This is a genomic window from Streptomyces sp. NBC_01390 (assembly GCF_045040105.1).
Classification (GTDB): Bacteria; Actinomycetota; Actinomycetes; order Streptomycetales; family Streptomycetaceae; genus Streptomyces.
Window position 1 is genome coordinate 3,857,387 of the sequence record NZ_CP109551.1, and the last position, 26,854, is coordinate 3,884,240.

Consider the following 26,854-nt stretch of genomic DNA (forward strand, 5'->3'; position numbering starts at 1 on the left):
AAGGCTGGCAATTCAGAACATTTACGGGTTTTCCCAGGCAGCCGGTTCCGCCGCCAGCCCCCGTACCGGCTCCGGCAGCTCCCCCGCCGCGAGATCGGCGAAGGTCACCCCCTCCAGCACCTTGCGGACGTTGGCGCGCAGCGCGACCCACAGCGGCAGCAGCGGTTCGGCGGGGCCGGTGTAGGCGAGGCCGGTCGGCCGTTCGCCGCGCACCGACACGATGGGCCCGTCGACGGCCCGGACGACGTCCGCGACGGTGATCTCGGCGGCGGGGCGCGCCAGCCGGTAGCCGCCGTTGCCGCCCCGCCGGGAGTCGACGATCCCACCACGCCGCAGATCGCCGAGGATGCCCTCCAGGAACTTGTGCGGAATGGTCTGCGCTGCGGCGACGGTCTCCGCCTTCACGGCGGGCTCCTCCTGCCGTACGGCGAGCTCCAGCACCGCTCGTACCGCGTAGTCCGCCCGCGCCGAGATCCTCATGGGGTCATTGTCGGTCGTCACGGTGTGGACAATGACCGGACCCGCACATTCGTGTGAACCACACACGTCCGCACACGCGGGTCCGGTACGGCCGAGGAGATCACGTTGGTGTTGAGCAGACGAACGTTCACCGCGTTCGCCGGTACCGCCGCCCTCGGCCTCTCCCTCAGCGCGAGCACGGGCACGGACGGCCGAGGCGGCTCGGCCCGGCTCACACCCACCGGGCCGGCCCCCGACCCGCCCTCGGCGGACGGCCGCCCGCACACCGTCGGCTTCGACCGCTACTCCCTGCTCGTCGACGGCCGACGGCTCGTCCTGTGGTCGGGCGAGATGCACCCGTTCCGGCTGCCCAGCCCGTCCCTGTGGCGGGACGTCCTGCAGAAGATGCGCGCGCACGGCTACAACGCCGTCAGCGTCTACGTGGCCTGGAACCACCACTCCCCCGCCCCCGGCGAGTACGACTTCACAGGCGTCCGCGACCTGGACCTCTTTCTGCGCCAGGCCGCCGAGACCGGGCTGTACGTCATCCTGCGGCCGGGCCCGTACATCAACGCCGAGGTCGACGCCGGCGGCTTCCCCGGCTGGCTGACCGCGACGAGGGGCCGCGCCCGCACCTCCGACCCGACCTACCTCTCCCACGTCGACGAGTGGCTGACGGCGGTCGACCGGATCGTCGCCCGCCACCTCCACACCCGGGGCGACGGCACGGTCCTGCTCTACCAGATCGAGAACGAGTACGGCTCGTACGTCACCGAGCCCACCGGCATCGACTACATGTCCCACCTGTACGCCAAGGTCCGCGCAGACGGCATCGACGTGCCCCTCTTCCACAACGACCTGGGCAGGAACGGCTACTGGGCCCCCGGCACCTTCGACACCGGCGGTGAGCGCGGGCGTTGGCTGTACGGCTTCGACGGTTATCCGGACCCCGATCAACTCCCGCCGGACTGGGGGTACTTCGGGATCGGCGGCAAGAAGGGCGGGGCCACGGCGAGTCCTGGGACACCGGGGTTCATTCCGGAGTTCGGCGGCGGCTGGTTCGATCCGTGGGGCGGGGCCGAGTTCGACGGGGCGGGGTACGCGGGGTCGGCCCGGACCCGGGACGCGGCCTACGAACGGCGCTTCTACCTCACCAACCTCGCCAACGGCATCACCGTCCACAACGTCTACATGACCTTCGGCGGCACCAGTTGGGGCTGGCTGCCCGCCCCGCAGGTGTACACGTCGTACGACTACGGCGCCGCCTTCGACGAGGGGCGGCGGGCGACCCCCAAGGTCGTCCCCATGCACCAGCTCGGGCATCTGGTGCGGTGCGTCCCGGAGTTGGCCAAGCTGGACCGGGCCGAGGACATCGCCACAGGGGGTGGTGTGGGAGGGGGCGGCGCGGTGGCGGGTGACGGGCGGATCAAGGTCTACCACCTCTCCAACCCGGACACCCACGCCCACATCTACGTCCTGCGCAACGACTCCACAGAACCGGTCACCTCGACGCTCCCGGTCGCCGGGATCTCGCTGCCGGTCACCGTCCCCGCCTCGGACGCGCGTCTCCTTGCCTCCGGAATCGCCCTGGGGCGGCGGAAGTTGGCGTACTCCAACGCCCAGCCGATGCTGTGGCTGAGGGCGGGGGACCAGGACGTCGCCGTGTTCACCGGACGGTCCGGAGAGGCGACGGTGACGGCGCTGGAGTGCGCGGGCGAGCCGACGGTGACCGTGCTGGCGGGCGACGCGGAGTCCTCGTACGCGGACGGGCTGGTGCGGGTGCGTGCCCGGCTCGGCGGGCTCACCCGGGTGCTGGTGGAAGGCGGGGGTGTCACGGCTCCCCTCCTTCTCCTCCTCGCCGACGACGAGACCTCGGTGCGACTGTGGCCGCGCGAGACTCCCGCCGGGTCGGTGCTGGTCCACGGGCCTTCGCTGCTGCGGACCGTCGAACTCGGGGACGGTGTCGTGCGGTTGACCGGGGACACCGTCGAGGCCACCGGGCTGGAGGTGTGGGGCCCGCACGGGCTCCGCGAAGTGGTCTGGAACCAGGAGCCGTTGAGAACGTCGGCCACCGACTCCGGCAGTCTGCGGGCAGCGGAGCCCCTGGCCGGTGTCCCGGAGGTCATGCTGCCCGTGCTGGACGGCTGGCGGTGGAAGGCGGAGAACCCCGAGTCCGAGCCGGGGTTCGACGACTCCGACTGGACCGTCGCCGACCGGACTTCGACGTTCAGCACGACCCCCGTACCCGACGGACAGCCCGTGCTGTTCGCCGACGACTACGGGTTCCACTACGGGGACGTCTGGTATCGGGGCTCCTTCACCGGCGCCCAGAGCGCGGAAGCCGTGAACCTCGGCTACAGCACCGGGACCCAGGGGCTGCTGATGGCCTGGCTGGACGGCGAGCCGCTGGGCACGCACCGGATGCCCGTACCGGACAAGAAGACGGTACGGAAGGGGAGTTGGGCGGCCACGGCGAGCTTCGCGGTGCCGGAGAAGGCGCGGACGTCCGGCAGGCGTGTGCTGTCCGTGCTGGTGCGGCGGATGCAGCACGACATGGACGGCAAGGCCCTGGACACCCACAAGGTCGCGCGCGGCCTGACGGCGGTGACCTTCACCGGCGCCTCCCCCAAGGTGAGTTGGCGGCTGCGGGGCGCGGCGGCGGCCGATCCGGTGCGCGGCCCCCTCAACACCGGCGGGCTGTACGGGGAACGGTCGGGCTGGCATCTGCCGGGGTACGGGGACGAGGACTGGCCCACGGTCGAACTGCCGCGTGCCGGGCGGGGGCGACAGGGGGTCGCCTGGTACCGGACGGGGTTCCGGCTCGCCGTCGATCCGGGCGTCGACGCGTCGATCGGACTGCTGCTGGAGGACGATCCGGCGCACGCCTACCGCGTCCAGATCTTCCTGAACGGCTGGAACATGGGCCAGTACATCAACGACGTCGGCCCCCAGCACACCTTCGTCCTCCCGAACGGCATCCTGCGCACCCGGGGCGCCAACACCCTTGCCCTGGCGGTCCTTTCGGACGGGCCGACCATGTCCGGACCGGGGCGGGTACGGCTGACGCTGCTGGGGAGCGCGGCCGGGGGAGTTCCGGTGACGGACGTCCCCTCCCCCGGCCGGTAGTCGTCGGACCCAGATCTACGCCAGTCGGATCACGTTCCACGACAGCGGCTCCAGGACGGCGGTCAGGGTGCCGTCCTGGAGGGTGGTGCCGGTGGCCCGGTGCGGGGTGACGCGCTCCGGGTCGTCCAGGGTGTTGCGGGCGTCGGGGTCGGCGTCGGCGATCGTGCTGTGCTCGATGACCGTCGTCAACTCCAGTCCGTTGAGGACGACTTCGAGGGGCAGCGACTGGGTGCGGTCCCGGTTGACGGCGAAGACGGTGACCGTGCCGTCGTCGGCGCGTACGGCGGTGGCGTGCAGCAGGTCCGTCTCGCCGTACTTCTTCGTCTCGTAGGTCGGTGAGTCCACCCGTACGTCGAGCACCTCGCCGCGCCCGTACTTGCTGGCCTGCGCGAACGGGAAGAACGTCGTCTGGCGCCAGGCCGGGCCGCCCGGCTCGGTCATGATCGGCGCGATCACGTTGACGAGCTGGGCGAGGCAGGCGACGGTCACGCGGTCCGCGTGCCGCAGCAGGGCGATGAGGAGGGAGCCGAAGACGACGGCGTCCAGGACGCTGTAGTTGTTCTCCAGGAGACGGGGGGCCTCCGCCCAGTCCCGGGCGCCGGAGTTCTCGATCTCGTGCCACTCCGAGGTGTACCAGACGTTCCACTCGTCGAAGGAGAGGTTGATCTTCTTCTTCGACTTCAGCTTCGCGCCGATGTGGTCGGCGGTGGCGACCACGTTCCCGATGAAGGACTCCATGTCGACGGCGGAGGCCAGGAAGGAGTCGACGTCACCGTCCTCGGGCTGGTAGTAGGCGTGCAGGGAGATGTGGTCGACGAGGTCGTACGTCTCCTCCAGGACCGTCGCCTCCCAGGCGGCGAAGGTCGGCATGGACTGGCTGGAGGAGCCGCAGGCGACGAGTTCGACGCCCGAGTCGATCTGGCGCATCGCGCGGGCGGTCTCGGCGGCGATCCGGCCGTACTCCTGGGCGGTCTTGTGGCCGGTCTGCCAGGGGCCGTCCAGCTCGTTCCCGAGGCACCACATCTTGATGCCGAAGGGGTCCTTGTCGCCGTGTGCGGCACGGAGGTCCGACAGGGCCGTGCCAGCGGGGTGGTTGGCGTACTCCTGGAGTTCGAGGGCCTCGGCGACGCCCCGGGTGCCGAGGTTGAGGGCCATGATGGGCTCGGCCTGGGGGCCGATCTTCTTCAGGAAGGCGATGTACTCGGAGAGGCCGAAGCGGTTGGTCTCGGTGGAGCGCCAGGCGAGGTCGAGGCGGCGGGGGCGGTCCTCGACGGGGCCGACGGAGTCCTCCCACTTGTAGCCCGAGACGAAGTTGCCGCCCGGGTAGCGGATCGCGGTGACGCCGAGCTCGCGGACGAGCTCCAGGACGTCGGTGCGGATGCCGTCCTCGTCGGCGGCGGGGTGGCCGGGCTCGAAGACGCCGGTGTAGACGCAGCGGCCGAGGTGTTCGACGAAGGAGCCGAAGAGCCGGGGGTTGACCTCACCGACGGCGAAGGCGGGGTCGATCGTGAAACGGGCGGTGCGGGACATGTGTTCCTCTCCGGCGTGCTGCGTTCAGTGCTCTGCGTACGGCGTTCGGCGCATTCGGCGTTCGGTATCTCGGTATCCGCCCGTAACCTCGAACAAAACCGTAATTTTGGAGTGTCCGCACGTCAATGGCGTGCACGCCCAACGATCGTTCCGCCTGCTCCAACGATCGTTGGATTTCCCTGGTGTCCAGGGGTCCGGACGCGTAGGGTCGGCCCGTGAGCGAGCCCCTCCCGGAGACCCTGGCCCTCCTCGAAGAGCGCATCGCCGAGGCCCGCCTCGACCGCGCCGAAGTCCTCGACGTACGTGCCCTGTCCGCCCGTACCGCTCTCACGGAGGGCGAGATCCGGGCACTGCTGACCGAGGGCGCGCAGCCTCCGGCCGACGACATCGAGGGCCGTATCCGGCGCCGGGTGCGCACCCTCCACGAGACACGGCTCGCGGCGAACGGCAGGACGCGTGCCGAGGTCTGCAAGGAGGTCGCGGGCGCCCTGTCGATCAGCCCCGAGTGGGCCCGTCAGCTGCTCCTCGGCAAGAAGATGCCGAACGTTCCCGATCTCACGGCGCTCGCCGCGTACTTCGGCGTCGAGCAGGGCACCGGCTTCTTCACCGACCCCGCGCCCATCGTGTTCCACCGTGAACTGCGCCGGCTGCTCGGAGAACTCGGCGGCGCCGAGGAGGGCCCGCTGGTCCGGTTCGCGACCCGGCACGGTGTCGTCACGCTGGCCCTGCGCGGCCGGCGGCTGACCCCGCGCAAGCAGGAGGCCCTCGCGGTGATGCTCGAAGGGCTGCTCAGCGGCGGCGAGGAGACGGAGCGGTGACGCCGAGGAGGACGACACGGGGGATCACCAGGGGTGTGCTGGCCGCGCTGCTGCCCGCCCGGGCCGCGCACCGGCTGCGGACCCGGGGTGCGATGCGCGACCTGACCGGCGCGCTCGACGTGGCCCTGCGGGAGCTGACCGACCAGGCCAACAGCACTTCAGGCGCGGGCGAGTTGTGCCGGGCGCTGTGCGCGGAGATGAGCGCGCGGCGCGGGCGGCGCGTCGAGCTGCGGTTCGAGCGCTTCCCCGACGAGATCGAAGTCACCGGGCTGTGTGTGGAGTTCCACGACTTCGACCTGGTGATCGTCGAGGAGCGGGCCGAGGCCGTGCAGCAACTCGTCATTCTGGGACATGAGTTGTGGCATCTGCACGCCGGGCACTGTCACCACCACAGTGTCGGCGCGAGTGCCGCCCGGGTCCTGGCCGACGAGCAGTCCTGGCAGGGCGGCGCGCTGACCGTCGCCGCCCGCAACGGCTCCCGCGAGGCGGACGAGGCCGACGCCGAGGAGTTCGGCCACCGCCTCGCCACCGTCTTCCGGCCGTGGTTGGAGGGCCGTACGACGAGCGCGGGCAGCAGCGGTGTGCAGGCCTCGCTGGGGTATCGCGGCCGGGGAAGCGGAAACGCCCGGCCATGAACCCCTCCGGCTTCCTCGGTGAGCCGTACTCCGTCATCGTGTTCGGGACGCCGATCGTGTTCCTGGCCGCCGCCCTGGTGTTCAAGCTGCCCAGCATCGTCACGCTGTGGGGGGACCCGCTGCGGCGCGCGGTCGGCGGACTGCTGCTGCTCGCCTGCGGCATCTTCGTCCTCGCGGCACCACCGGCCGTGGCCTGGACCAACCGGGTCAGCGGCGTACCCAACCTCGCGGCGCCCCTCGTCTACAGCTTCCTCGTCGCGTTCTGCGGAGCGAGCCTGCTGCTGATGATCGCCTGGCGCGGCGGCCTCGCCGGGCGCTCGCCGGGATCGGCCGGCTCGGCCGGGGGGCGGCGCGCGATGCGGTGGGTCGCCGGCGGGCACGCGGGGGTGATCGTCGCGCTGTGGGTGCTGTTCGCGCTCGCCGACGTACCCGTGGAGCGCCGGCGAGACCTGGACACGCACTACGCCCACACACCCTTCATGCGCGAGCTGATCGTGCTCTACCTGCTCGCGCACACCACGTCCTGTGTCCTGACGTACCGGCTGGTCCGGGACTGGATCCACACCGCCGGACTCGACGTGTGGCTGCGCCGGGGCCTGCGGTCGCTGGCCGTCGGCTACGCCGCCAACCTGGTGTTCGACGCGGCGAAGGGCACCGCCGTCGTCGCCCGCTGGGCGGGCGGCGACCTGGATCCGCTCTCCACCGAACTCGCCCCCGTCGCCGCCGGCGTGGCCGCCGTCCTGATCGCGACCGGGTTCGTGCTGCCGCACGCCGGCCAGTATCTGCGCGACCGCTGGCGGATCCGGCGCGCCCACCGCCGACTCGGCCCGCTGTACGACCTGCTGCGCACCGCCGCCGGCAGAGGCGTCCCCTTCTCGCTGCGGGCCACCCCGGAACTGCGGCTGGTGCGCCGCGAGACGTTCATCCGCGACGCCCTGCTGCAACTCGCCCGCCACTTCGACGAGGAGCTGCGGCGGCGGGCGTACGAGGCCGCCGTGGACCTGGGACACGGCGCGCGGCGGGCGGGAGCGCTGGCGGCGGTGGTGACGATCCGGGACGCGATCGAGTCGCGCGACCTGTCCCGTCACCCCTCCCCCCAAGTCACCGGCCACGAGACCGACTTGCTCACGGACCTGCTCCGTGGCATCGAAGCCGTGTCCCAGGTGCTGAGTCACCCCGATGAGATCGAGGCGGTGCGCACCCTCGCGACCGCCCCAGCAGAGAGTCTGCACGTATATGAGTGATCGCCCGACTTCAGTCGGCTCCCCCCTCGCACCGGCCTCCGGACGCACCGTCAGGTCGGCCGTCGTGCTCGGCGGTTCGCTCGCCGGGCTGCTCGCGGCCCGTGCCCTGGTCGGGTTCGCCGACCGCGTGACCGTCGTCGAGCGCGACATCCTGCCGGACGGCCCCGAGCCGCGCCGGAACCTGCCGCAGGCCCGGCACGCGCATGTGCTGTGGTCGGGCGGTGCCCGGGCCGTCGAGGAACTGGTACCGGGCGTGGGCGAGTTGCTCCTCGCCACCGGTGCGCACCGGCTGGCGGTCACGACGGACATGGTGGCGCTGGCACCGCAGGGCTGGTTCCGGCGGTGGGACGAGTCGCACCACGTCTTCCTGTGCGGCCGGGATCTGCTGGACGCGACGGTCCGCGCCCAGGTCCTGGACGACGACCGGATCAAACTGGTCGAGCACGCCGAGGTGTTGGGCCTGGAGGGCACGGCCGAGGCCGTCACCGGCATACGGGTTCGGGGCGCCGACGGCAGCCGGAGCACGCTCCACGCGGACCTGGTCGTGGACGCCACCGGCCGCGCCTCGCGCACCCCGCACTGGCTGCGCGAGCTGGGTCTGCCGGAACCGCCCCGCCGGGTGGTCGACTCGGGGCTCGCGTACGCCAGCCGGATCTACCGGGCGCCCGAACCCGCCCGGCGGGGCTACCCGTTGGTCAACGTGCAGGCGGACCCGAGGGGGGCCGGTCCCGGCCGGGCGGGTGTCCTCACGCCCATCGAGGACGGCTGCTGGCTGGTCTCCCTGTCGGGCACCCGGGGCAGCGAACCCCCCACGGACGGCGCCGAGTTCACGCGTTTCGCCCGCGAGGAGCTGCGCCACCCGTTGATCGCCGACCTGCTCGCGGGAGCGGAACCCCTGACGGGCGTCTCCGTCACCCGTACGACGTCGAACCGCCGGCACTACTACGAGCGGATGCCCGCCTGGCCGGAGAACTTCGCGGTGATCGGCGACGCGCTGGCCGCGTACAACCCGATCTACGGCCACGGAATGTCGGTGGCGGCCCAAAGCGCCGTGGCCCTACGGGATGTGATCGACCGTCAGGGCTGGGGTACGCCCGGCCTGTCCCGCCATATCCAGAAGGAGGTCGCCCGCCCGGTCGCGGCGGCCTGGGACCTGGCGACCAGCCAGGACGTCTTCTACCCCGGCGCGACGGACCACGGCCCCACCGTGCGGGACCGTCTGCTCGCGGCCTACGTGGGCCGCCTGATGCGCACGGCCGCGGGCAACGGCCGTATCGCCCGCCGGGTGACGGACGTGACGTCCCTGGAACGCGGCGCGGAAGTACTGCTGACGCCAAGTGTGCTGCTGGCGGCGGCGATCGGCCCGCTGAAACCACCGCTGAGCGGGCCGCCGCTGAGACCGGAGGAGTGGAAGGCGGCGGAGTAGGAGGCGGTGGCGGAGGAGTGGTTCGGTACGGGGTGACGGTCAGCCGGCGAACGCCGGCTGGGCGACCCCCTTGCCCGCTTCCGGGACGACCAGGAGCGAGCCCGACATCGGGTGGGGCGCGGACAGGCCGACGCGGGCCGTGGTGATGTACAGGTCCGTGAGGTTCGGGCCGCCGAAGGCGCAGGCCGTGGGGCGGACCGTGGGGAGGGTGATCGTACGGTCCAGGGTGCCGGCCGGGGTGTAGCGGCGGACCGCTCCGCCGTCCCACAGGACCACCCAGACGCAGCCGTCCGCGTCGACCGTCAGGCCGTCGGGGAAGCCCGCACCGTCCTCGATCAGCGCCAACTGGCGGCGGTTGCCGATGCTTTGGCCGTCGGCCGACACGTCGAAGACGTCGACGCGGCGGGTCGGGGAGTCGACGTAGTACATCAGGCGGCCGTCCGGGCTCCAGCCCGTGCCGTTGCTCACCGCCACGTCGTCCAGGACGGTCGTGGCCTCGCCGTCGCCCGTCAGCCGGAACAGCGTGCCGCCGCCCGGCGCCTCGTCGTAGCGCATCGTGCCGGCCCACAGGGAGCCGTCGGAGGCCACCGCCGCGTCGTTCGCCCGGCGCCCGGGGACCGGGTCGTGGTGCAGCCAGCGGAAGCCGGTGGCGGGGTCGGCGCCGTCACCGTCGTACAGAGCCACTCCGTCGCGCAGGTTCAGGACCAGACCGCCTCCGGCACGCGGTTTCGCCGCGCCCACGTGCTGCTCCGTCGCCATGACCGTGCGGCGGCCCGTCGACGGGTCGTAGGTGTTGACCCGCGAGCCGAGGATGTCGATCCAGATCAGCCGGGACGCCGCCGTGTCCCAGGTCGGGCCCTCACCGAGGGTCGCCTGCGCCTGGACCGCCACTTCGAGGGCGGGTTCGTACGTCGTCATGCCACGCTCCGGTGACCGAGGCGCTCGGAGAGTTCGGCGGCGCCCTTGGCGGCGAGCTGTTCCAGCTCCGAACGATGGTCGTCGCTCCAGCGGATCATCGGGACGGAGATCGACAGCGCGGCGACCACCCGACCCGTGCGGTCGTGCACCGGCGCGGCCACGCAGCTCACGTCCGGGTTCGACTCGCGGTTCTCCACGGCGACGCCCCGGCGGCGGATCTCCACGAGAGCCTCACGCAGGACCGCCGGGTCGGTGATGCTGTTCGGCGTCATCGCGGGCAGCGGAACCTTGTCGGGAACCCGTGCGGAGAGCTCGTGGTCGGGGAGCGAGGCCAACAGCATCTTGCCCACGGAGGTGCAGTGGGCGGGCAGCCGGCGGCCCGCGGCCGACACCATCCGGACCGCGTGGGTGGAGTCCACCTTGGCGATGTAGATGACGTCCGTGCCTTCGAGGATCGCGACGTGCACCGTCTCGCCGCAGTTCTCGGCGACGGAACGGGCCACCTGCAGACCCTCCGCGGCGAGGTCGAGCTGCTCGGCGTAGCGGCTGCCGAGCTGGTACGGGCGCACACCCAGGCGGTAGCGTCCCGGCTGGCCGGGGACCTGCACGATGTACGAACGGGCGGCGAGCGTCGTCACCAGTTCGTGCACGGTGGTGCGCGGCAGCTGAAGCCGGCGCACTATGTCCGGGGCGGAGAGAGTCCCGTCTCCGTCCAGGAAGAGCTCAAGAATGTCGAGAGCCCGGGTCACGGCAGGTACGAGGCGTCCCATGACGGCCCCCTCTCTTGTGTTCAGGGTGTCTACGATCCCGACGACGTAATTCGACGGCGTTCGAGATTTCAACAGACGATCGGCATGACGAACAGAGGACAGGCTAACCACAAGGGCTCGGCCGGGCAATGGGCGTGCGACGGCTTCGTTGCCGTCCGTGACTGTCCTCGCGGATACGGGACGATGGTTCGTATGTTCACGGTCATCGACTTCCAGCTGGTCCTGCTGCGCCGCATGGCGGACCACAACCCGGACCTCGTGGAGGACGCCCGGCACGAGCTGGGCGTGTCGATCGCGGACATGCGCGAGGCCAACAAACGCTGGCAGGCGATGCTGCGGTCCAAGCACGCCCGAGCCGCCGCCTCCCGATATCGCTCGGTCCTCGGCACTCCCGAGTCGGTGACGTCGCGCAGGATCGGCGACCTGGAGTGCGAGGCCTGGCTGTGGCCGGTCCCCCTCTGGCCCGACCTGCGCTTCGAGGTGCTCGTCGCCCCGGGCGGCGTCGCCTGGAACGAGTGGCTGGTGCGGGCCCCGGGCGCCCCCGCCCCCGAACTCCGTACGCCGGACGACCTGCGCCCCTGGTCCTGCACGGTCGACGAGGTCGCCCGAGCCTTCGCCCCCGCCCGCCCCCTGGAGGGCACCGCCCCGACCCGGTGGGGGCTGGCGTTCACGGCGCCGGACGCGACCGGGGTACGGCGCGAGTGCGCGGCGGAGTTCACCTGGGGGCTGCTGCAGCGGGTGGCGGTCAGGGAGTGACGGGCCGCCCGCCGATCAAGACGGTCAGGGGGCGGTCAGGGCGCGGTCACGGCCGTTCCTGGCGGCCGACGGCGGCCCGCAGGATGGCCTGCACCACCACCGGCACCGAGTCCGGATGCAGATCGAGGAACAGGTTCGGCTCGATCAACTCCAGTTCCATGACCCGGGGTTCACCGTCGTCACCGAGGACGAGGTCGACCCGGGCGTACAGCAGCCCGGAGTTGTCCGGCACAGCGGCCAACGCCCGTTCCGCCACGGCGAGTTCGGCCGGGGTCGGCGTCCAGACCTCAAGGTCGGGATGGGCGACCTTGTCGTCGTCGTACGCCGTCCCGGAAGCCAGTACGGCCCCCTTGCGGCTGGCGTGCAGAAAGCTGCCCCCGAAGAACTGCAGGGCACGCTCCCCGGTGACGTCGATGCTCCCCACGTACGGCTGCACCATCGCGGTGAACCCCTCGGCGTGCATGCGCGCGAGATGCCGTACGGCCGTCTCCCGGTCCTCGGGTGTGTAGCGGGCGGCGTAACGGGCGCCGGCGCCCGAGGTGGGCTTGACGACGTACTCGCGGTCGTCGGGCAGGTCGGGGGTGTCGCCGGGGGCCAGATAGCGGGTGGGGACCGTGGGGACACCTGCCGCGGCCAGCTCACCGAGGTACCGCTTGTCCATGTTCCAGCGCAGGACACCGACCGGATTCGCGACCCGCGTGAGCTTCCCGCACCGCTCCAGCCAGCCCGCGAACTCCTCCGCGCGCCAGGAGTAGTCCCAGGTGGACCGCACCACCGCGAGGTCGAAGGACGCCCAGTCGATGTCGGGATCGTCCCAGTGGACGGCGGACGCGTCGGCCCCGGCTGCCAGCAACTCCCGTACCAGGAGCGGAAAATCCCGGTCCTTGCTGGTCCCGGGCCCGGGGTCGTAGGTGACGATCGCGATGCGGACCACGGGGACTCCCTCGGTAAGGCGTACGGCAAGGTGTGCGGTAAGGCGCGTAGCGCTGGTTCACCACTGATATCGGTTCCGGGTGAAGGTTAACAAGCGCTTGACCTTCACCTTCGGTGAAGCCCCAGCATCGGTGACGGAACGAGGAACCGGCGGCAAGCCGGGATCAGGAAAGGGTGCACGCCATGACGGAGCCGGAGACGCTGACCATCGGGGCGTTCGCCAGGGCGTGTCGCCTTTCACCGAAGGCACTGCGGCTCTACGACGAACTGGACCTGCTCCGGCCCGCACGCGTCGACCCCGACACCGGCTACCGCTACTACGCGGCCGAGCAGCTGGAGCAGGCCCGGCTGGTGGCCTGGCTGCGCCGGCTGGGGATGCCCCTGGCCCGTATCCGGCAGGTCGGGGCCATGGAGCCACCGGCCGCCGCCCAGGAGATCCGCGCCTTCTGGGCGCGGGTCGAGGCGGACACGGCGGCCCGGCGGGATCTCGCCGCGTTCCTCGTCGATCACCTCTCGACACCGCCGAGGAAGGACACCGAACTCATGACAAGCAGCGATCTGCTCGAACTCCGTTACGCCGCCCGCACCGACATCGGTCTGGTCCGCGCCGCCAACCAGGACACGGCGTACGCCGGTTCACGCGTCCTGGCCGTCGCCGACGGCTTCGGCCCCGAGGGCGCACCGGCCAGTGCCGCCGCCGTCGAGGCCCTGAAGTTCCTGGACGCCGAACCGCTCACCGCCGGCAGCGTCCTGAACCTCCTGGAGGACGCGGTCCAGGGCGCCACCCAGGCGGTCCGGGACATCGCCGAGGCGAACGACGTCGGTACCACCCTCACCGCGATGGTGTGGACCGGGTCGCGCCTCGCCCTCGTGCACATCGGAGACAGTCGCGCGTATCTCCTGCGTGACGGCGAGCTCTTTCTGATCACCCACGACCACACCCTGGTCCAGTCGATGATCGACGAGGGCCGGCTCACCCCCGAGGAGGCCGCGACCCACCCCCAACGCACGCTGCTCCGCAAGGCGTTGGGGAGCGCCCCCGCCTCCCCCGACCTGCGTCTGCACGACGCCAGGTCCGGCGACCGCTACCTCCTCTGCTCCGACGGCCTGACCAGGGCCGTACCGGAGGACACGGTGCGGCGCCTCCTCGCCACGACCCCCGACCCGGACGCGACGACGGCCGCGCTCATCGAGGCGGCGAACGCCAACGGGGGCCCGGACAACGTCAGTTGCGTGGTCGCGGACGTGGTGCGGACCGACGGGGGGCGAATGCCGGTGCGGTAGGGCGGACAGGCGGGGCGGCGGCTTCCGGCGGGCAGGTTCAGCCCGACTGCGAGCCGTCGTCCTCCGGGTCCCAGTCCAGCAACCGCACCTTCGCCACCGTCCGCACATGCCGTCGCATCGCGGCGGCGGCCTGCCGCGGCAGGCCGGCCTCGATCGCCTCGAAGATCGCCATGTGCTGGGCCAACGAACGGGCGGGGCGGCCCGGTTGGCGCAGGGACTCATGGCGACTCTCGGTGATCTGGTCGGCGATCGACCGCATGAACTCGGCGAGAATCCCGCTGTGCGCGGCGGACGTGACCGCCGCGTGGAAGAGACGGTCGCCCTCCACTCCTTCCGCGCCCTTGTCGATCTCCTCCCCCATGACGGCGAGTGCGGCACGCAACACGTCGATGTCCTCCGGCGTGCGGCGCTCGGCCGCCAGTTCGGCGAGCTTGGTCTCCAGCGCCTCGCGCGCGTCGAGGACGTCGGGCAGCCGGCGCCGACGCTCGACGAGCTGCTCCACGGGTTCGACCTCAAGGCTGTCGCGCACGAGATATGTACCGCCACCGTGCCGGACCTCGACCAGGCCCTGGACCTCCAGCACGACGATGGCCTGCTTCACGGAGGCACGGCTGACGCCCAGCCGGGCGGCCAGATCACGCTCGGGCGGAAGCCGGTCACCGGCTCCCAGGCCCCCCTCCGCGACGTAGTCGCGCAGCCGGTCGAGCACCTGCTCGTACAGACGCGTCCTGGCTTCCACCGGGCGCAGTGCGTCAGCCATGACCATCCCCCTCACCTCGGCCGCAGCGTAACACTGGGTAGCCGTCGGTTCGGAGGCCTGGTGGAAGCATGGCTCAGTGGACGAGTGGCTGAGCCAATTCGTGTCGGGTCCCTTGACGCCGGTCGAGACCAACACCCAATGTGGTTCAGCCACTTAGCCAGTCAGCCACACAGGCCGCTCGTCGCCCACTCGTCGACAAGGGACCCAGGAACGGGAGCCCGTATGTCCGCCGAACTGATCTCGATCCTCGTGCTCGTCGTGGTGTTCGTGATAGCCACGACCCGCTCCATCAACATGGGCGCGCTCGCGTTCGCCGCCGCCTTCGCGGTGGGCGAGCTCGTGGCCGACCTCGACACCGACACGATCTTCGCCGGATTCCCCGGCTCCCTCTTCGTCGTGCTGGTCGGAGTGACCTATCTGTTCGCGATCGCCCGGGCCAACGGCACCACCGACTGGCTCGTGCACGCCTCGGTCCGGCTGGTGCGCGGGCGGGTCGCGCTCATCCCGTGGGTGATGTTCGTACTGACGGGGGCGCTCACCGCGATCGGCGCGGTCAGTCCGGCCGCCGTCGCCATCGTGGCGCCGATCGCACTGAGCTTCGCCGCGCAGTACGGCATCAGCCCCCTGCTGATGGGCGCGATGGTGGTGCACGGGGCCCAGGGCGGCGGCTTCTCGCCCATCAGCATCTACGGGTCGATCGTCAACGGGATCGTCGAGAAGGAGAAGCTTCCCGGCAACGAGATCGCCCTGTTTCTCGCCTCCCTCTTCGTCAACCTCGCCATCGCGGCAGTGGTGTTCGTGCTCTTCGGCGGGCTGAAGCTTGGCCGTGCGGGCGGAGTGGACGACAGCGGCGGCGCCTCCGCCGCCGCCGGGGAAGGCGACGCCCCCAGCGGAGGCGGCGTCTCCGTACGGACGGAGGAAGCCCTTCGCCTCACGCCCGCCCGCATCGCCACCCTCGCCGGGCTCGTCGTCCTCGTCGTCGCCGTGCTCGGCTTCGACCTCGACGCGGGGCTCACCGCCATCACGCTCGCCGTCGCGCTCGCGGCCTGCTGGCCCGACGACAGCCGCAAGGCCGTGGGCGAGATCGCCTGGACGACCGTCCTGGTGATCTGCGGTGTTCTCACCTACGTCGGAGTGCTGCAGGAGATGGGCACCATCACCTGGGCCGGCGAGGGCGTCGGCGACATCGGCGTGCCGCTGCTGGCCGCGGTGCTTCTCTGCTACATCGGCGCGCTGATCTCGGCGTTCGCGTCCTCGGTCGGCATCATGGGGGCGCTGATTCCACTGGCGGTGCCGTTCCTGGCGCAGGGGGAGATCGGGGCGGTCGGAATGGTGGCGGCGCTCGCGGTGTCGGCGACGGTGGTGGACGTCAGTCCGTTCTCGACGAACGGGGCGCTGGTGCTGGCCTCGGCGCAGGATGTCGACCGCGAGCGTTTCTTCCGGCAGTTGATGATGTACGGAGGAGTCGTGGTGGCCGTGGTTCCCGCGGTGGTGTGGCTGGTGCTGGTGGTCCCCGACTGGGGGTGACCGCGGGTGTCACCGCGCTGTACGACCGACGTGACGAGTTAAGGAGTACGACGCGTGTCCTCTCTCTTCCCCGGGCTGACCGGCGACCCGACCGGCACCCCGACCGACGTGACGGGCGGGCGGCCCGCCCTGCGCTTCGGCGAGCGCTCGCTGACGTACGCCGAACTCGCCGCCACGGCCGGAGCCCTCGCCGACCGGATCTCCGGGGCCGGCGGCCCGGTCGCGGTCTGGGCGACGCCGACGCTGGAGACGGCCGTCGGTGTCGTGGCCGCCCTGCTGGCCGGGATCCCCGCGGTGCCGCTCAACCCGAAGTCGGGCGAGAGCGAGTTGGGCCACATCCTGAAGGACAGCTCACCCGCTCTCGTACTCACCGCACCGGGCGACCGACTCCCCGACGCCTTCGGCTCGTTGGAGCGCGTCGAGGTCGAGGTGCACGGCCTGGAACGTCCCCCTTCCGGAACCCCCGGGACGGCGTACGACCCCGCCCCCGAATCCCCCGCCCTGATCGTCTACACGTCCGGCACCACCGGCCCGCCCAAGGGTGCCGTCATCCCGCGCCGGGCCGTCGCCACCACCCTGGACGCGCTCGCCGACGCCTGGCAGTGGACTGAAGAGGACGTGCTGGTGCACGCGCTTCCGCTCTTTCATGTGCACGGCCTGATTCTCGGCATCCTCGGCCCGCTGCGGCGCGGCGGCTCGGTACGGCACCTCGGGCGGTTCGGGACGGAGGGCGTCACCCGCGAGCTGAACGACGGGGCGACGATGCTGTTCGGCGTACCGACGATGTACCACCGGATCGCGGAGGCGCTCCCCGGTGACCCGGAGCTCGCCGGGGCACTCGGCCGGGCCCGGCTGCTCGTGTCCGGTTCGGCCGCGCTGCCCGTGCACGACCACGAGCGGATCGCGGCGGCGACCGGCCGCCGGGTCGTGGAGCGGTACGGCATGACCGAGACGCTGATGAACACGAGCGTCCGCGCGGACGGGGAGCCGCGCGCGGGCACGGTCGGCGTACCGCTGCCGGGCGTCGAGCTGCGGCTCGTCGAGGAGGACGGGGCGCCCATCACGGCGTACGACGGAGGGAGCGTGGGTGAGATCCAGGTGCGCGGGCCGAACCTGTTCACCGAGTACCTGAACCGGCCCGACGCCACCGCCGCCGCCTTCACCGCCGACGGCTGGTTCCGCACCGGCGACATGGCGGTGCGCGATCCCGACGGCTATGTCCGTATCGTCGGCCGCAAGGCCACCGACCTGATCAAGAGCGGCGGCTACAAGATCGGCGCGGGTGAGATCGAGAACGCGCTGCTGGAGCACGCGGGCGTACGCGAGGCCGCCGTCACCGGGGAGCCGGACGCCGACCTGGGCGAGCGCATCGTCGCCTGGATCGTCCCCGCCGATCCGCAGTCCCCGCCGGACGCCGCCGAGTTGGCCGACCATGTCGCGGCCCGGCTCGCCCCGCACAAGCGCCCCCGGGTGGTGCGCTACCTGGACGCCCTCCCGCGCAACGACATGGGGAAGATCATGAAGCGGGCGCTGCCCAGTGACTGATCCGGCGACCGAGCAGACCCCCGGGCGCCTCTCCGCCCGCGAGATCATCGCCCTGCTCTGCGACACCGGGGGCTTCGTCGAACTCCCGTACCCCACCCGGGAGTTCAAGCCGGACGGACCCCTCTCCTGGCAGGGTTACGACGCCTCGCGCGCCCGCGCGTCCGCCCGCACCGGCGAGGAGGAGTCCGTCGTCTGCGGCACCGCGCGTATCGGGGGTACCCCTGCCGTGCTGGTCGCCTTCGAGTTCGGCTTCCTCGGCGGCTCGCTCGGCGAACGCACCGGAGACCGCCTGGAACTCGCGTACGAGTACGCGCGCGCCCACCGTCTGCCCGTCGTGCCGCTCGTCGCGACGGGCGGCAGCCGGATGCAGGAGGGCATGCTCGCGCTGACCCAGCTCCAGCGCGTGGCCCGGCAGTCGACGCTGACCCGTGAGGCGGCCCTGCCACAGATCGCGGTGCTCCGGGATCCGACGACCGGCGGCGGTTGGGCGACCCTGGGGGCGGGCGCCGACGTCGTGCTGGCGCTGCCCGGCGCCCAGGTGGGCTTCGCGGGTTCCCGGGTCCGGCCGGCCGACGCGGACCCGGCGGCGTACACGGCCGAGGCGCAGGTGGCGGCGGGCGCGGCCGACGCGATCGTCCGTCCGGAGGCGCTCCGGGAGACGCTGGCCCTGTGGCTGCGCCTGCTGAGCGCCGGTACCAGCGCCAGTACCGGTTCCGGTATCGCCGGGACTGCGCCTGCGGAGACCGGGTCGGCGGGGGCCGTCCCGCCACCGGCGCCCCTCGGCACGGCGTCCCTCCCCACCACCGGCTGGGACGCCGTCGAGCGCGCCCGCTCCCCTCGGCGCCCGCGCGCCGAGGCCTATCTGGACGCCTGCTTCACCCGGCGCGCCGATATCAGCGGTGACCGCTGCGGGGGCACCGACGCCGGGATGGTGTGCGGGTTCGGCGAGCGTGCGGAGGACGGGCGGACCGTCGCGTACGCCGCGCAACTCGGCACGGCCACCCGCCCCGCCGGCTATCGCACCGCCACCCGGCTGATCCGCCTCGCCGACCGGCTCGGCATCCCGGTGCTGACCCTGGTGGACACCCCGGGCGCCGCCAACGACGCCGACGCCGAGCGCCAGGGCGCGGGCGCGGCGATCGCGGACCTCTTCGGCGCGGTCGCCGCCGCCCGCACGCCGGTCACCACGCTGCTCATCGGCGAGGGCGGCTCGGGCGGCGCCCTGGCCCTGGCCGCACCCGGCAACACCTGGGCCACGCCGGACAGTTACTTCTCCGTCATCGCGCCGGAGCTCGCGGCGGCCATCCTCAAGCGCCCGGAGGGCGAGGTGCGGGCGACGGCGGACCAGTTGCGGATCCGGCCGCAGGACCTGGTGGAGCTGGGGGTGGTCCGGGGCATCGTGGGCCGCCCGGACACCGGGCAGGACCTTCGGCCGCGCCCCTCGGGACCTTGGTCATAATTCAGACATAAAGAACAAAACACCCATACGGCGGCACCCCACCCGGCCCCCTACAACAGGCGCCCCGCTCCCCCACCCCCGCAGGATGCCAGTGGGCCCGCCGACCGGCGCGGCCCGTACGGTCTGCGCTCTCGGGAGGATCTGCCATGACCGTCAGTCTGGAACAGCTGCGCCGCTGCCATTTCGCCGTCGACCTCGGGGCCGCGCGGACCCGCGTCTACGTCAAGGGTGAAGGGATCGTCGTCGACCAGCCCTCGGTCGCCGCCGTGAACACCAAGACCGGTGCGCTGATCGCGGTCGGGGAGTTCGCCGAGAAGATGACGGGGCGTACGCCCCACTACATCCGGGTCGTGCGGCCCGTGTCCGGCGGAACCGTCGTCGACATCGAGATGGCGCAGCGCATGCTGCGGCACCTGATCGGCGACAAGGTCCGCCGCACCCTGCGCCGCAAGCCCTTCCTGCGGGCCGCCGCCTGCTACCCGCACGACGCCGACCCGCTCGCGCAGCGCGCGGCCATCGAGACGCTCGTCGGGCTCGGCGCCCGGCGCGTCGAACTCGTCGACACGCTCGTCGCCGCCGCCGTGGGCTGCGGACTGCCCGTCGAGCAGCCCGAGGCGACCATGGTCATGGTGTGCGGCGCCGCCGCCACCCAGCTCGCCGTTCTCTCGCTCGGCTCGATCGTGACCGCCGAGCGGATCCCGGTCGGGGGCGAGGCCGTCGACCACGCGATCGTGCAGCACCTGCGCCACCAGCACGAACTGATGCTGCCCAGCCAGTCCGTACGTCCGCTGCAGCTCGCCCTCTCCGGCAACGGGCTCACCGCGCACGGCCCGTCGTCCACCGAGATCCACGGACGGGACGTCGCCACCGGCCTCGCCCGCTCCGTCCAGGTCGACACCGCCGCCGTGCGCGACGCCATCCAGACGCCGCTGACCGCCGTACTCGACGGCATCGGCAAGGTGCTGCGGGACTGCCCGCCGGACCTGGTGGCCGACCTCGCCGACCGAGGCATCATGATGGTCGGCGGCAGCGCGCTGCTCCCCGGGTTCGACCAGATGCTGCGGCAGGCGACCGGGATGCCGGTGCACATCGCCGAGCGGCCGGACGTGTGCGCGGTGCAGGGCCTCGGGTACATGCTGGAGGGCCGGATCGAGCCCCTGGTCCTGGATCCGCTGGCCACCTGAGGCGCGGCACCCGAGCCGGCTGCCCACCGTCCACCATCCACATGCCAGGCAACCCGCCCCCACCTCACCCACCCCCTTCTCCTCCCTCTCCCCCGCTGCCGTCCCGTCTCGAAGCCGTACTCGGCATCGGTACCGATCTCGAACTGCGCACCACCCTCCAGCACATCGTGGACGGCGCGGCCGAGTTGACCGGTGCCCGGTACGCGGGGCTCGGGATGGCCGACCCGGGGCACGACGGTCTCCTGGAGATCCGCCGGGCCGACCTGGGGCGCGCCGAACGGGAGGGCGTCGCCGTCATCGACGTACCGATCCTCGTGGAGGGCGAGGAGTTCGGGCGGCTGTACCTCGCCGAGAAACTCGACGGGACCCGGTTCGGTGCCGAGGAGAGGGAGTTGCTGCGGGTGCTGGCCGCGCAGGCCGGCATCGCGATCGGCAACGCCCGGCTGTACGAGACCGCACGGCAGCGTGAGCGCTGGATCGAGGGTGCCGCCGCCGTCACCACCGCGCTGCTCACCGGTGGGGCCGCCGACGACGCGCTGATGATCGTCGCGGAACGTGCCCGGCAGCTCGCCGACGCCGCCGCGGGCGTCATCCTGCAGCCGACGGACGCCGGCGGTATGGAGATCGTGACCGCCGCCACCTTCGACGACCCCGGTGACATCGTCGGGACGGTCATCGCCCCGGGCAGCCCGGTGCTCGTTCAACTCCTCGGCGGGGACGCGGTGTTCGTCGACGACTCGGCGACCGACCCGCGGATGACGACCCCCGTGCGGCACCGGTTCGGACCCAGCATGCTGCTGCCGCTGCAGGCCGAGGGCCGGCTGATCGGCACGCTCGCACTGCCGCGCCGACGCGGCGACCGCCCGTACACCGGCACGGAACGGCTCCTCGCGACACAGTTCGCCTCGCAGGCCGCCCTCGCGCTCGTCCTCGCCGACGCCCGGCGCCGCCGCGCCCGCCTCGCGGTGTACGAGGACCGGGACCGGATCGCCCGTGACCTGCACGATCTCGTCGTCCAACGGCTGTTCGCCACCGGCATGATGCTGGAGTCCACCCAGCGCCGGGCCGGGGACGACGACAACGTGCGCGAGATCCTCGGGCATGCCGTCGACGAACTCCAGGCCACCGTCCAGGAGGTCCGGACGACCATTTTCGCCCTCCAGCAGCCCCCCGCCGACGCACCGACAGGCCTGCGCGGCAAGGTGCTCCGGGAGACGGCCGGTGCCGCCGCCGTACTCGGCCGCCGGCCCTCCGTCCACTTCACCGGGCCCGTCGAGCACCTCGTCCCCTCCCCCGTCGCCGCCCGGCTCCTCACCGCCCTGCGCCGCACCCTCGCCAGCGCCGTACGCCGCCCCGGTGTCAGCCGCGTCGAGGTCACGGTCGACGCGACGGCGGTCCTGCCGGACGGCCGGGACGCCGTACGGCTGACGGTGTACGCCGATGGCGACAGCGGCGACGACACAACGGGCGATGGCCTGGATATGACGGTCATCTGGCAAGCCCCGCTGGGAGACGGCACCCTGTAGAGAGGTCACGGACCGTGGACGGCGGAGGGCAGCCAGTGACTGAGACTGACACGCGAAACGGCACGCGAAACGGCACGTTCGTCGGCACTCGCGTCGGCACGTCCATGGACACCGGCACAGGCACACGCGTCGGGGCGCGCGTCCGCACACGCATCGGCGTGACGGGGCACCGCTCGATTCCCGCCGCCGTGCTGCCGTCCGTCCGCACGGGCATCCGCCGGCAGTTGCGGGGCGACGAGGAGCTGGAGGCCCTGAGCTGCCTCGCGGCCGGGGCCGACCAGTTGTTCGCCGACATGGCGCTGGACCTGGGCATACCGGTCACCGCCGTGATTCCCGGCATGGACTACGAGGCTCACCTCGGCGACGCCGACATCCGTGCCGCCTACCGGCGCCTCCTCAACTCCTGCCGTACCCGCGTGAACCTGCCCGAGGAGGCGACGCACGAGGAGGCCTACTTCGCGGCCGGCCGCTGGATCGTCGACCACGCCGACCGGCTGGTCGCGGTATGGGACGGCCTGCCCGCACGAGGGCTCGGCGGCACCGGTGACGTGGTGGCGTACGCCCGCCGCACAGGAGTTCCGGTGACGGTGCTGTGGCGACCGGGGGTGCTGCGCGGCTGAGTTCGGGGTCAACCGCCGAACCGCACCAGCCAGTCGGTGTGCTGCGGTGACACGATTCGCTCGGCCTCGGCCACCGCCTCCGCCCACCCCGCCTCCGTCACCGTCCTGGACATCGAGACGCGCAGTGTCTCCAGGTCCTGTTCGATGAGGGAGTGCGCGTACGTCAACGGCCGGTGCCGCCGCACCTCCTGCCAGGCCACCCCGGCCGCCGCGCCGGCACTCAGCAGGCCGGTGAGATCCCAGCCGCCGATCACACCGAGGGCCCTGAGCACGGCCGCCAGCAGGGCGAGCAGGGTCAGGGCGGCCGTGACGGAGGACCAGCGCACGGAGGCGCGATGCGACTCGGAGGCGCGGTTCCGGTACCAGACGAACTGCTCCAGTAACCGCTCGCGGAGATAGAAGTCCCGGCGTGCGGCGAACGGCTTGGCGCGCACGGCCCGCATGACCGGGGTGATCTGCCCGGCGCCCCGGGCGCGGACCCCGTTGCGGGAGTCCTCCCAGCCCACCCGCCTGAGTTCCCGGAGCCGCTCCTCCAGCCGTTCCGCGAACAGTCCGTCGGGGTCGGGGACCCCGGAGTGGAACGGCCCCCCGTGCACCATGTACTGCCAGGCGAGTGACTTGAGCAGCTCGGCCACATCGCGGTGCGCCCGCCACTGGGCGCGGGCCCGGCGGCGGGCGATATGAAGTCCGATAGCGATCGTAAAGGCGTAAAGAAGCGCTGCAAATGCCGCTGGAATATGACTGTCGAATCGTTCCGCCAGCATCGCCATCGCCGTCGCGGACAGCAGCAGCAACAACTGCGTGCGCACCGCGTAGAGGGACTCACTCTGACGGCTCAGAGCGCGCCGATCGCTCACGACAAACAACGGCGGAAGATCATTCTCACTGAGCGTGACACTGGGCCCCGGAGTACCGGCGTGCAATTGACTCACCCCCGTGGTCATTGCCCACGCAATAGCCAACTCTTGGGCGTCAGAGCCTGAAGTCGAATGGGCGGATTCCATCCTGGGGGTCGCCCTCCGGTATCGTCCGCGTCAAAACCAGACTTTCTTGTCGCTGGTCGGTCCCAACCGGCGACAAGGGGGCTGGACAGCGTCAGCAGAAGGAGCTACGAGCCAGTCATGAGCCTCTCTCAGTCACAGGCAACGCCCGCAAGCGGTACTCGGCCGACCTCCCAGCCGCTGACCCCGCTGGCGGACCTCTCCCGGCACTCCCACGCGGTCATGAACATGATCGGGCGGTTGCCGGACAGCCCCGGCAGGCGTCAGCCCCACCCCACCTTCAACTCGGCGGTTTGAGCCCGAAGGTTCACGCGGACAGGTGTATCCGACGGCACCACCGTCGGATGCCCCCCATGTCACAGGTGTCACGCTCGTCAACTTCGGTAACAGTTCAACGAGTTGCCCTCGGGTACGGTAGTAAGTTTGCGAAGATGCAGTGTGACGAGCCCCTCCCTCCAGCAGCTGGTCCTGAAGGTGCACAGCAGGTGTGACCTGGCCTGCGACCACTGCTACGTGTACGAGCATGCCGACCAGGGCTGGAAAGCCCGCCCGGTCGTCATCTCCGACGAGGCGCTCACCCGGACCGCCCAGCAGTTCGCCTCCTACGCCGAGGCTCACAAGCTTCCCTCCGTGACGGTCATCCTGCACGGGGGCGAACCACTCCTCTGTGGCCCCGCCCGGCTCAGGAGAATCTGCGCGGAACTCACACGGACCCTCGCCCCGGTCACCACACTGGACCTCCAGATTCACACCAACGGAATCCAGCTGGGCCGGCGGCATCTGGACGTCTTCGCGGAATTCGGCGTCAAGGTGGGTATTTCGCTCGACGGCGACCGTGCCGCCAACGACCGGCACAGACTCGACCGCAGAGGCCGTAGCAGCTATGACCGGGTAGTTCGCGGAATCGAGCTGCTGCGCACTCCCGCATACCGCCATCTCTTCGGCGGTCTGCTCTGTACCGTCGATGTCGCGAACGATCCCGTCACGGTGCACGAAACACTGACCGCACTTGATCCTCCCCGTATCGATTATTTGCTACCGCACTCAACCTGGGAGAACCCGCCGCCGAACCCCTCCGGATCACCGACCCCGTACGCCGACTGGCTGCTCGCCGTATTCGACCTCTGGGAGAAGCAGGGGCGCCGGATTCCCGTACGGACGTTCGAGTCGGTGCTCAGTACACTGCGCGGCGGTCCCAGTCTGACCGAGGCGATGGGACTCGCTCCGTCCGACCTCGCGGTGGTCGAGACGGACGGCAGTTTCGAGCAGGCGGACTCACTCAAGACGGCGTTCGACGGAGCGGCGGCCACGGGGTACGACGTCTTCCGGCACGGCTTCGAGGAGTTCGCCCGGCACGAGGGGGTGCTGGCCCGCCAGCGCGGGCTCGCCGGGGTCAGCGAGGAGTGCCGGCGCTGTCCGGTGGTCGACTCCTGCGGCGGCGGTCTGTACGCCCATCGCTACAGCGCCGAACGCGACTTCGACAACCCTTCCGTCTTCTGCGCCGATCTGCGTGCCCTGGTGGACGGCATCGCCGAGCGGGTGACGAACCGGGCGCTCGCCCCTTCGGTCTGGCGGCCGGACGAACTCAGCCTCTCCCAGCTGCGGCTGGACCGGGCGTTGCTGCGGGTCGTGCACGACGACCCGACGCCGGAACCCGGCTGGGACGAGGCCTGGCGGACTCTGCTGGAGCTGGACGCCGGGGTCGACACGGTCGGGCACCTCAATGAGGTGCTCGCCCACCCCTACGTCCGCACCTGGCTGCTCCGGTCCCGGTACGAGGCCGCGGATCTCCCCCGCTTCATGGCTCTGGCCTTCTCGGCGGCGGTGCGGGCCGGCGCGGACGTGATGCTCGGCTGGGACCAGCCCGAACGTGCCCTCCATCTCCCCGCGCTGGGCACGTTCACGCTGGCGGAGCCCGGTCGGGTGGAGGTCAAGACGACACCGGGCGGCTTCTGTGTGTTCGGCGCGTCGGAGCCCGTGCAGGTACAGCTCGCCGACCCCGCTGCCGCCGCCCAGTGGCGCCCGCTGGACACCGTGGAAGTGCCCGGCCGGCCGGCTCTGGTGATCGACGACGCGGACTCCTACCGAGACTGCTTCCCCGTTCCCCTCGCCCCCGGGCAGACCCCGGCATCCTTCGCCGAGCGCCTTAGGCGGGCGTACGAGCTGCTCGAAGCCCGGCGGCCACGGTGGTCCGGGGAGGACCGCAACGCGTTGCTCGTCACCACCGTCACTCCGCTCGCCCCGGGCAGCGGACTGCGGCTCGGCACGCACGGGCCGGGGGCGCTGGGTGCGGCGGTCGACTTCACGCCGGAGGAGTTCGCGCGTGAACTCCCGCGGCTGGGACGGCAGGCCAGGCTCACCTCCCTCCGGGAGACAGGTGACCTGAACGTCCTGGGCAACCGGGCGGGCCGCCTCCTCGACGAGGCCTCCGAGCAACTCGGCAGCTCCCGTCGCGAGGCCGCCGTACGCGCCCTGGTCGAGCTGACCGCGCTTCCTGAGCAGGAACTCACGGAAACGGGCGCGGTGCTGGCCGCCCAGCTGTGGACGGAATGGGCGAAGCACCCGGGCCCACCGCCCCGGAGGCCCCACGATGCCTGACCACCCCTTCGCCCCGGCGACCACCCCGGAACCCCCACCCCGACCGACCCCCTCCACCGACACACCCCCTCGGACTTCCTCCCGAGCGACCACCCGAAGCCGACCCCCACGACCGACCACCCCCGCCAACCCGACCGACCGGCCCCTTCACCCGGCCTCCACCCCGAGCCTCCCTCCCCGAACGGCCCCCTCCGCCCACGCACCCGCCCCGACTTCCTCCCCGGCGACCACCCCGGGCCGACCCCCACGACCGACCACCCCCGCCAACCCGACCGACCGGCCCCTCCTCCCGGCCTCCACCCCGAGCCTCCCTCCCCGAACGGCCCCCTCCGCCCACGCACCCGCCCCGACTTCCTCCCCGGCGACCACCCCGGGCCGACCCCCACGACCGACCACCCCCGCCAACCCGACCGACCGGCCCCTCCTCCCGGCCTCCACCCCGAGCCTCCCTCCCCGAACGGCCCCCTCCGCCCACGCACCCGCCCCGGACCAGGCACCGCGACCAACCCCTACGCGGCCCGGCCGCGCAAACCCGGTCGCCCCGGCCCGCCGCACCGCAGGCGCCCCGGACCAGGCACCTCAGCCAACTCCGACATCGCCCACCCCCGCGAACACGACGAGCCCGGCTCCCCACACCTCGACCGCCCTGGACCTCCCACCCCAACCGCGCCCGCCTCAGCCCCTGTTCGCCCCCGCGGCCGGCGTCTCCGCCCCCCGCGCCACATCTCACCCCGC

22 protein-coding genes are annotated in these 26,854 nt (G+C 71.8%); 15 read left to right on the forward strand and 7 right to left on the reverse strand.

Annotation, left to right across the window (positions count from 1 at the left end; genetic code table 11):
- Window positions 1-21: 21 nt before the first annotated feature.
- Window positions 22-480, reverse strand: a complete 459-nt coding sequence (locus tag OG241_RS17280) for an RrF2 family transcriptional regulator (RefSeq protein ID WP_405826271.1) — start codon at window positions 478-480, stop codon at window positions 22-24.
- Between the two features lie 105 nt (window positions 481-585).
- On the opposite strand from OG241_RS17280, the gene OG241_RS17285 reads away from it, so the two are divergent.
- Window positions 586-3,585, forward strand: coding sequence for a beta-galactosidase (locus tag OG241_RS17285; RefSeq protein ID WP_405816331.1), 3,000 nt, complete (start codon window positions 586-588; stop codon window positions 3,583-3,585).
- Between the two features lie 15 nt (window positions 3,586-3,600).
- Here the strand turns inward: OG241_RS17285 and OG241_RS17290 are convergent, their stop codons facing one another.
- Window positions 3,601-5,115 (reverse strand): alpha-N-arabinofuranosidase, encoded by a 1,515-nt coding sequence (locus OG241_RS17290; protein ID WP_405816332.1) that lies wholly within the window; start codon window positions 5,113-5,115, stop codon window positions 3,601-3,603.
- Between the two features lie 215 nt (window positions 5,116-5,330).
- On the opposite strand from OG241_RS17290, the gene OG241_RS17295 reads away from it, so the two are divergent.
- The 4 genes from OG241_RS17295 (at window position 5,331) to OG241_RS17310 (ending at window position 9,238) form a co-directional block, all read left to right on the forward strand.
- The gene (locus tag OG241_RS17295; protein ID WP_405816333.1) at window positions 5,331-5,933 is read left to right on the forward strand and encodes a transcriptional regulator; all 603 of its coding nucleotides are present in this window, start codon (window positions 5,331-5,333) and stop codon (window positions 5,931-5,933) included.
- A 92-nt stretch (window positions 5,934-6,025) separates the two neighbouring features.
- Window positions 6,026-6,568 (forward strand): toxin-antitoxin system, toxin component family protein, encoded by a 543-nt coding sequence (locus tag OG241_RS17300; RefSeq protein ID WP_405826273.1) that lies wholly within the window; start codon window positions 6,026-6,028, stop codon window positions 6,566-6,568.
- A complete protein-coding gene (locus OG241_RS17305) occupies window positions 6,565-7,812 on the forward strand; it encodes an MAB_1171c family putative transporter (protein ID WP_405816334.1) in 1,248 nt (415 codons plus the stop codon). Before OG241_RS17300 ends, OG241_RS17305 begins: the two co-directional genes overlap by 4 nt.
- Window positions 7,805-9,238, forward strand: a complete 1,434-nt coding sequence (locus tag OG241_RS17310; protein WP_405816335.1) for an NAD(P)/FAD-dependent oxidoreductase — start codon at window positions 7,805-7,807, stop codon at window positions 9,236-9,238. The genes OG241_RS17305 and OG241_RS17310 overlap by 8 nt, the downstream gene beginning before the upstream one ends.
- 39 nt (window positions 9,239-9,277) lie before the next feature.
- Here OG241_RS17310 and OG241_RS17315 read toward each other — a convergent pair whose 3' ends face one another.
- Together OG241_RS17315 and OG241_RS17320 are read right to left on the reverse strand one after the other, a co-directional pair.
- Complete coding sequence (locus OG241_RS17315) at window positions 9,278-10,156, reverse strand: SMP-30/gluconolactonase/LRE family protein (protein WP_405816336.1); 879 nt, start codon at window positions 10,154-10,156, stop codon at window positions 9,278-9,280.
- On the reverse strand, window positions 10,153-10,926 hold the full coding sequence (locus tag OG241_RS17320; RefSeq protein WP_405816337.1) for an IclR family transcriptional regulator: 774 nt from the start codon (window positions 10,924-10,926) through the stop codon (window positions 10,153-10,155). The genes OG241_RS17315 and OG241_RS17320 overlap by 4 nt, the downstream gene beginning before the upstream one ends.
- Before the next feature lie 183 nt (window positions 10,927-11,109).
- On the opposite strand from OG241_RS17320, the gene OG241_RS17325 reads away from it, so the two are divergent.
- A complete protein-coding gene (locus OG241_RS17325) occupies window positions 11,110-11,682 on the forward strand; it encodes a hypothetical protein (RefSeq protein WP_405816338.1) in 573 nt (190 codons plus the stop codon).
- Between the two features lie 46 nt (window positions 11,683-11,728).
- On the opposite strand, the gene OG241_RS17330 is transcribed toward OG241_RS17325, so the two are convergent.
- Window positions 11,729-12,616 (reverse strand): RimK family alpha-L-glutamate ligase, encoded by an 888-nt coding sequence (locus tag OG241_RS17330; protein ID WP_405816339.1) that lies wholly within the window; start codon window positions 12,614-12,616, stop codon window positions 11,729-11,731.
- 182 nt (window positions 12,617-12,798) lie between these two features.
- Between OG241_RS17330 and OG241_RS17335 the strand changes: the two genes are divergently transcribed.
- Complete coding sequence (locus tag OG241_RS17335; protein WP_405816340.1) at window positions 12,799-13,899, forward strand: MerR family transcriptional regulator; 1,101 nt, start codon at window positions 12,799-12,801, stop codon at window positions 13,897-13,899.
- A gap of 37 nt (window positions 13,900-13,936) precedes the next feature.
- Here OG241_RS17335 and OG241_RS17340 read toward each other — a convergent pair whose 3' ends face one another.
- The gene (locus OG241_RS17340; RefSeq protein WP_405816342.1) at window positions 13,937-14,659 is read right to left on the reverse strand and encodes a FadR/GntR family transcriptional regulator; all 723 of its coding nucleotides are present in this window, start codon (window positions 14,657-14,659) and stop codon (window positions 13,937-13,939) included.
- 222 nt (window positions 14,660-14,881) lie between these two features.
- Here OG241_RS17340 and OG241_RS17345 point away from each other — a divergent pair, with 222 nt between their 5' ends.
- From OG241_RS17345 to OG241_RS17370, 6 genes are all read left to right on the forward strand, one after another.
- Entirely contained in the window at window positions 14,882-16,186 is a 1,305-nt protein-coding gene (locus tag OG241_RS17345) for an SLC13 family permease (RefSeq protein WP_405816343.1), read from the forward strand.
- Between the two features lie 54 nt (window positions 16,187-16,240).
- Entirely contained in the window at window positions 16,241-17,731 is a 1,491-nt protein-coding gene (locus tag OG241_RS17350; protein ID WP_405816344.1) for an acyl-CoA synthetase, read from the forward strand.
- Window positions 17,724-19,190, forward strand: coding sequence for a carboxyl transferase domain-containing protein (locus tag OG241_RS17355; RefSeq protein WP_405816346.1), 1,467 nt, complete (start codon window positions 17,724-17,726; stop codon window positions 19,188-19,190). Before OG241_RS17350 ends, OG241_RS17355 begins: the two co-directional genes overlap by 8 nt.
- Window positions 19,191-19,336: 146 nt before the next feature.
- Window positions 19,337-20,374, forward strand: coding sequence for a rod shape-determining protein (locus tag OG241_RS17360; protein WP_405816347.1), 1,038 nt, complete (start codon window positions 19,337-19,339; stop codon window positions 20,372-20,374).
- A gap of 41 nt (window positions 20,375-20,415) precedes the next feature.
- Entirely contained in the window at window positions 20,416-21,900 is a 1,485-nt protein-coding gene (locus OG241_RS17365; RefSeq protein WP_405816348.1) for a GAF domain-containing protein, read from the forward strand.
- Window positions 21,901-22,004: 104 nt separating this feature from the next.
- Window positions 22,005-22,520: a hypothetical protein gene (locus OG241_RS17370; RefSeq protein ID WP_405826275.1), complete on the forward strand. Its 516-nt coding sequence runs from the start codon at window positions 22,005-22,007 to the stop codon at window positions 22,518-22,520.
- Window positions 22,521-22,528: 8 nt separating this feature from the next.
- On the opposite strand, the gene OG241_RS17375 is transcribed toward OG241_RS17370, so the two are convergent.
- On the reverse strand, window positions 22,529-23,464 hold the full coding sequence (locus tag OG241_RS17375; RefSeq protein WP_405816349.1) for a DUF4231 domain-containing protein: 936 nt from the start codon (window positions 23,462-23,464) through the stop codon (window positions 22,529-22,531).
- Window positions 23,465-23,641: 177 nt separating this feature from the next.
- Here OG241_RS17375 and OG241_RS17380 point away from each other — a divergent pair, with 177 nt between their 5' ends.
- Together OG241_RS17380 and fxsBH are read left to right on the forward strand one after the other, a co-directional pair.
- Complete coding sequence (locus OG241_RS17380; RefSeq protein ID WP_405816351.1) at window positions 23,642-23,818, forward strand: hypothetical protein; 177 nt, start codon at window positions 23,642-23,644, stop codon at window positions 23,816-23,818.
- Window positions 23,819-23,959: 141 nt separating this feature from the next.
- Window positions 23,960-26,119: a radical SAM/SPASM protein FxsBH, inactivated beta-hydroxylase extension form gene (fxsBH, locus tag OG241_RS17385; protein WP_405816352.1), complete on the forward strand. Its 2,160-nt coding sequence runs from the start codon at window positions 23,960-23,962 to the stop codon at window positions 26,117-26,119.
- The last annotated feature ends 735 nt before the right edge of the window (window positions 26,120-26,854 follow it).

Excerpts from the sequence above, each read along its gene's own strand:
- OG241_RS17305 (WP_405816334.1), top strand. The coding sequence starts at position 6,565 with ATGAACCCCTCCGGCTTCCTCGGTGAGCCGTACTCCGTCATCGTGTTC.
- OG241_RS17300 (WP_405826273.1), top strand. The coding sequence starts at position 6,026 with ATGCGCGACCTGACCGGCGCGCTCGACGTGGCCCTGCGGGAGCTGACC.
- OG241_RS17290 (WP_405816332.1), bottom strand. The coding sequence starts at position 5,115 with ATGTCCCGCACCGCCCGTTTCACGATCGACCCCGCCTTCGCCGTCGGT.
- OG241_RS17345 (WP_405816343.1), top strand. The coding sequence starts at position 14,882 with ATGTCCGCCGAACTGATCTCGATCCTCGTGCTCGTCGTGGTGTTCGTG.
- OG241_RS17370 (WP_405826275.1), top strand. The coding sequence starts at position 22,005 with ATGGACACCGGCACAGGCACACGCGTCGGGGCGCGCGTCCGCACACGC.
- OG241_RS17365 (WP_405816348.1), top strand. The coding sequence starts at position 20,416 with ATGCCAGGCAACCCGCCCCCACCTCACCCACCCCCTTCTCCTCCCTCT.
- OG241_RS17325 (WP_405816338.1), top strand. The coding sequence starts at position 11,110 with ATGGTTCGTATGTTCACGGTCATCGACTTCCAGCTGGTCCTGCTGCGC.
- OG241_RS17360 (WP_405816347.1), top strand. The coding sequence starts at position 19,337 with ATGACCGTCAGTCTGGAACAGCTGCGCCGCTGCCATTTCGCCGTCGAC.
- OG241_RS17375 (WP_405816349.1), bottom strand. The coding sequence starts at position 23,464 with ATGACCACGGGGGTGAGTCAATTGCACGCCGGTACTCCGGGGCCCAGT.
- OG241_RS17310 (WP_405816335.1), top strand. The coding sequence starts at position 7,805 with ATGAGTGATCGCCCGACTTCAGTCGGCTCCCCCCTCGCACCGGCCTCC.
- OG241_RS17380 (WP_405816351.1), top strand. The coding sequence starts at position 23,642 with ATGAGCCTCTCTCAGTCACAGGCAACGCCCGCAAGCGGTACTCGGCCG.
- OG241_RS17340 (WP_405816342.1), bottom strand. The coding sequence starts at position 14,659 with ATGGCTGACGCACTGCGCCCGGTGGAAGCCAGGACGCGTCTGTACGAG.
- OG241_RS17335 (WP_405816340.1), top strand. The coding sequence starts at position 12,799 with ATGACGGAGCCGGAGACGCTGACCATCGGGGCGTTCGCCAGGGCGTGT.
- OG241_RS17280 (WP_405826271.1), bottom strand. The coding sequence starts at position 480 with ATGAGGATCTCGGCGCGGGCGGACTACGCGGTACGAGCGGTGCTGGAG.
- OG241_RS17320 (WP_405816337.1), bottom strand. The coding sequence starts at position 10,926 with ATGGGACGCCTCGTACCTGCCGTGACCCGGGCTCTCGACATTCTTGAG.
- OG241_RS17315 (WP_405816336.1), bottom strand. The coding sequence starts at position 10,156 with ATGACGACGTACGAACCCGCCCTCGAAGTGGCGGTCCAGGCGCAGGCG.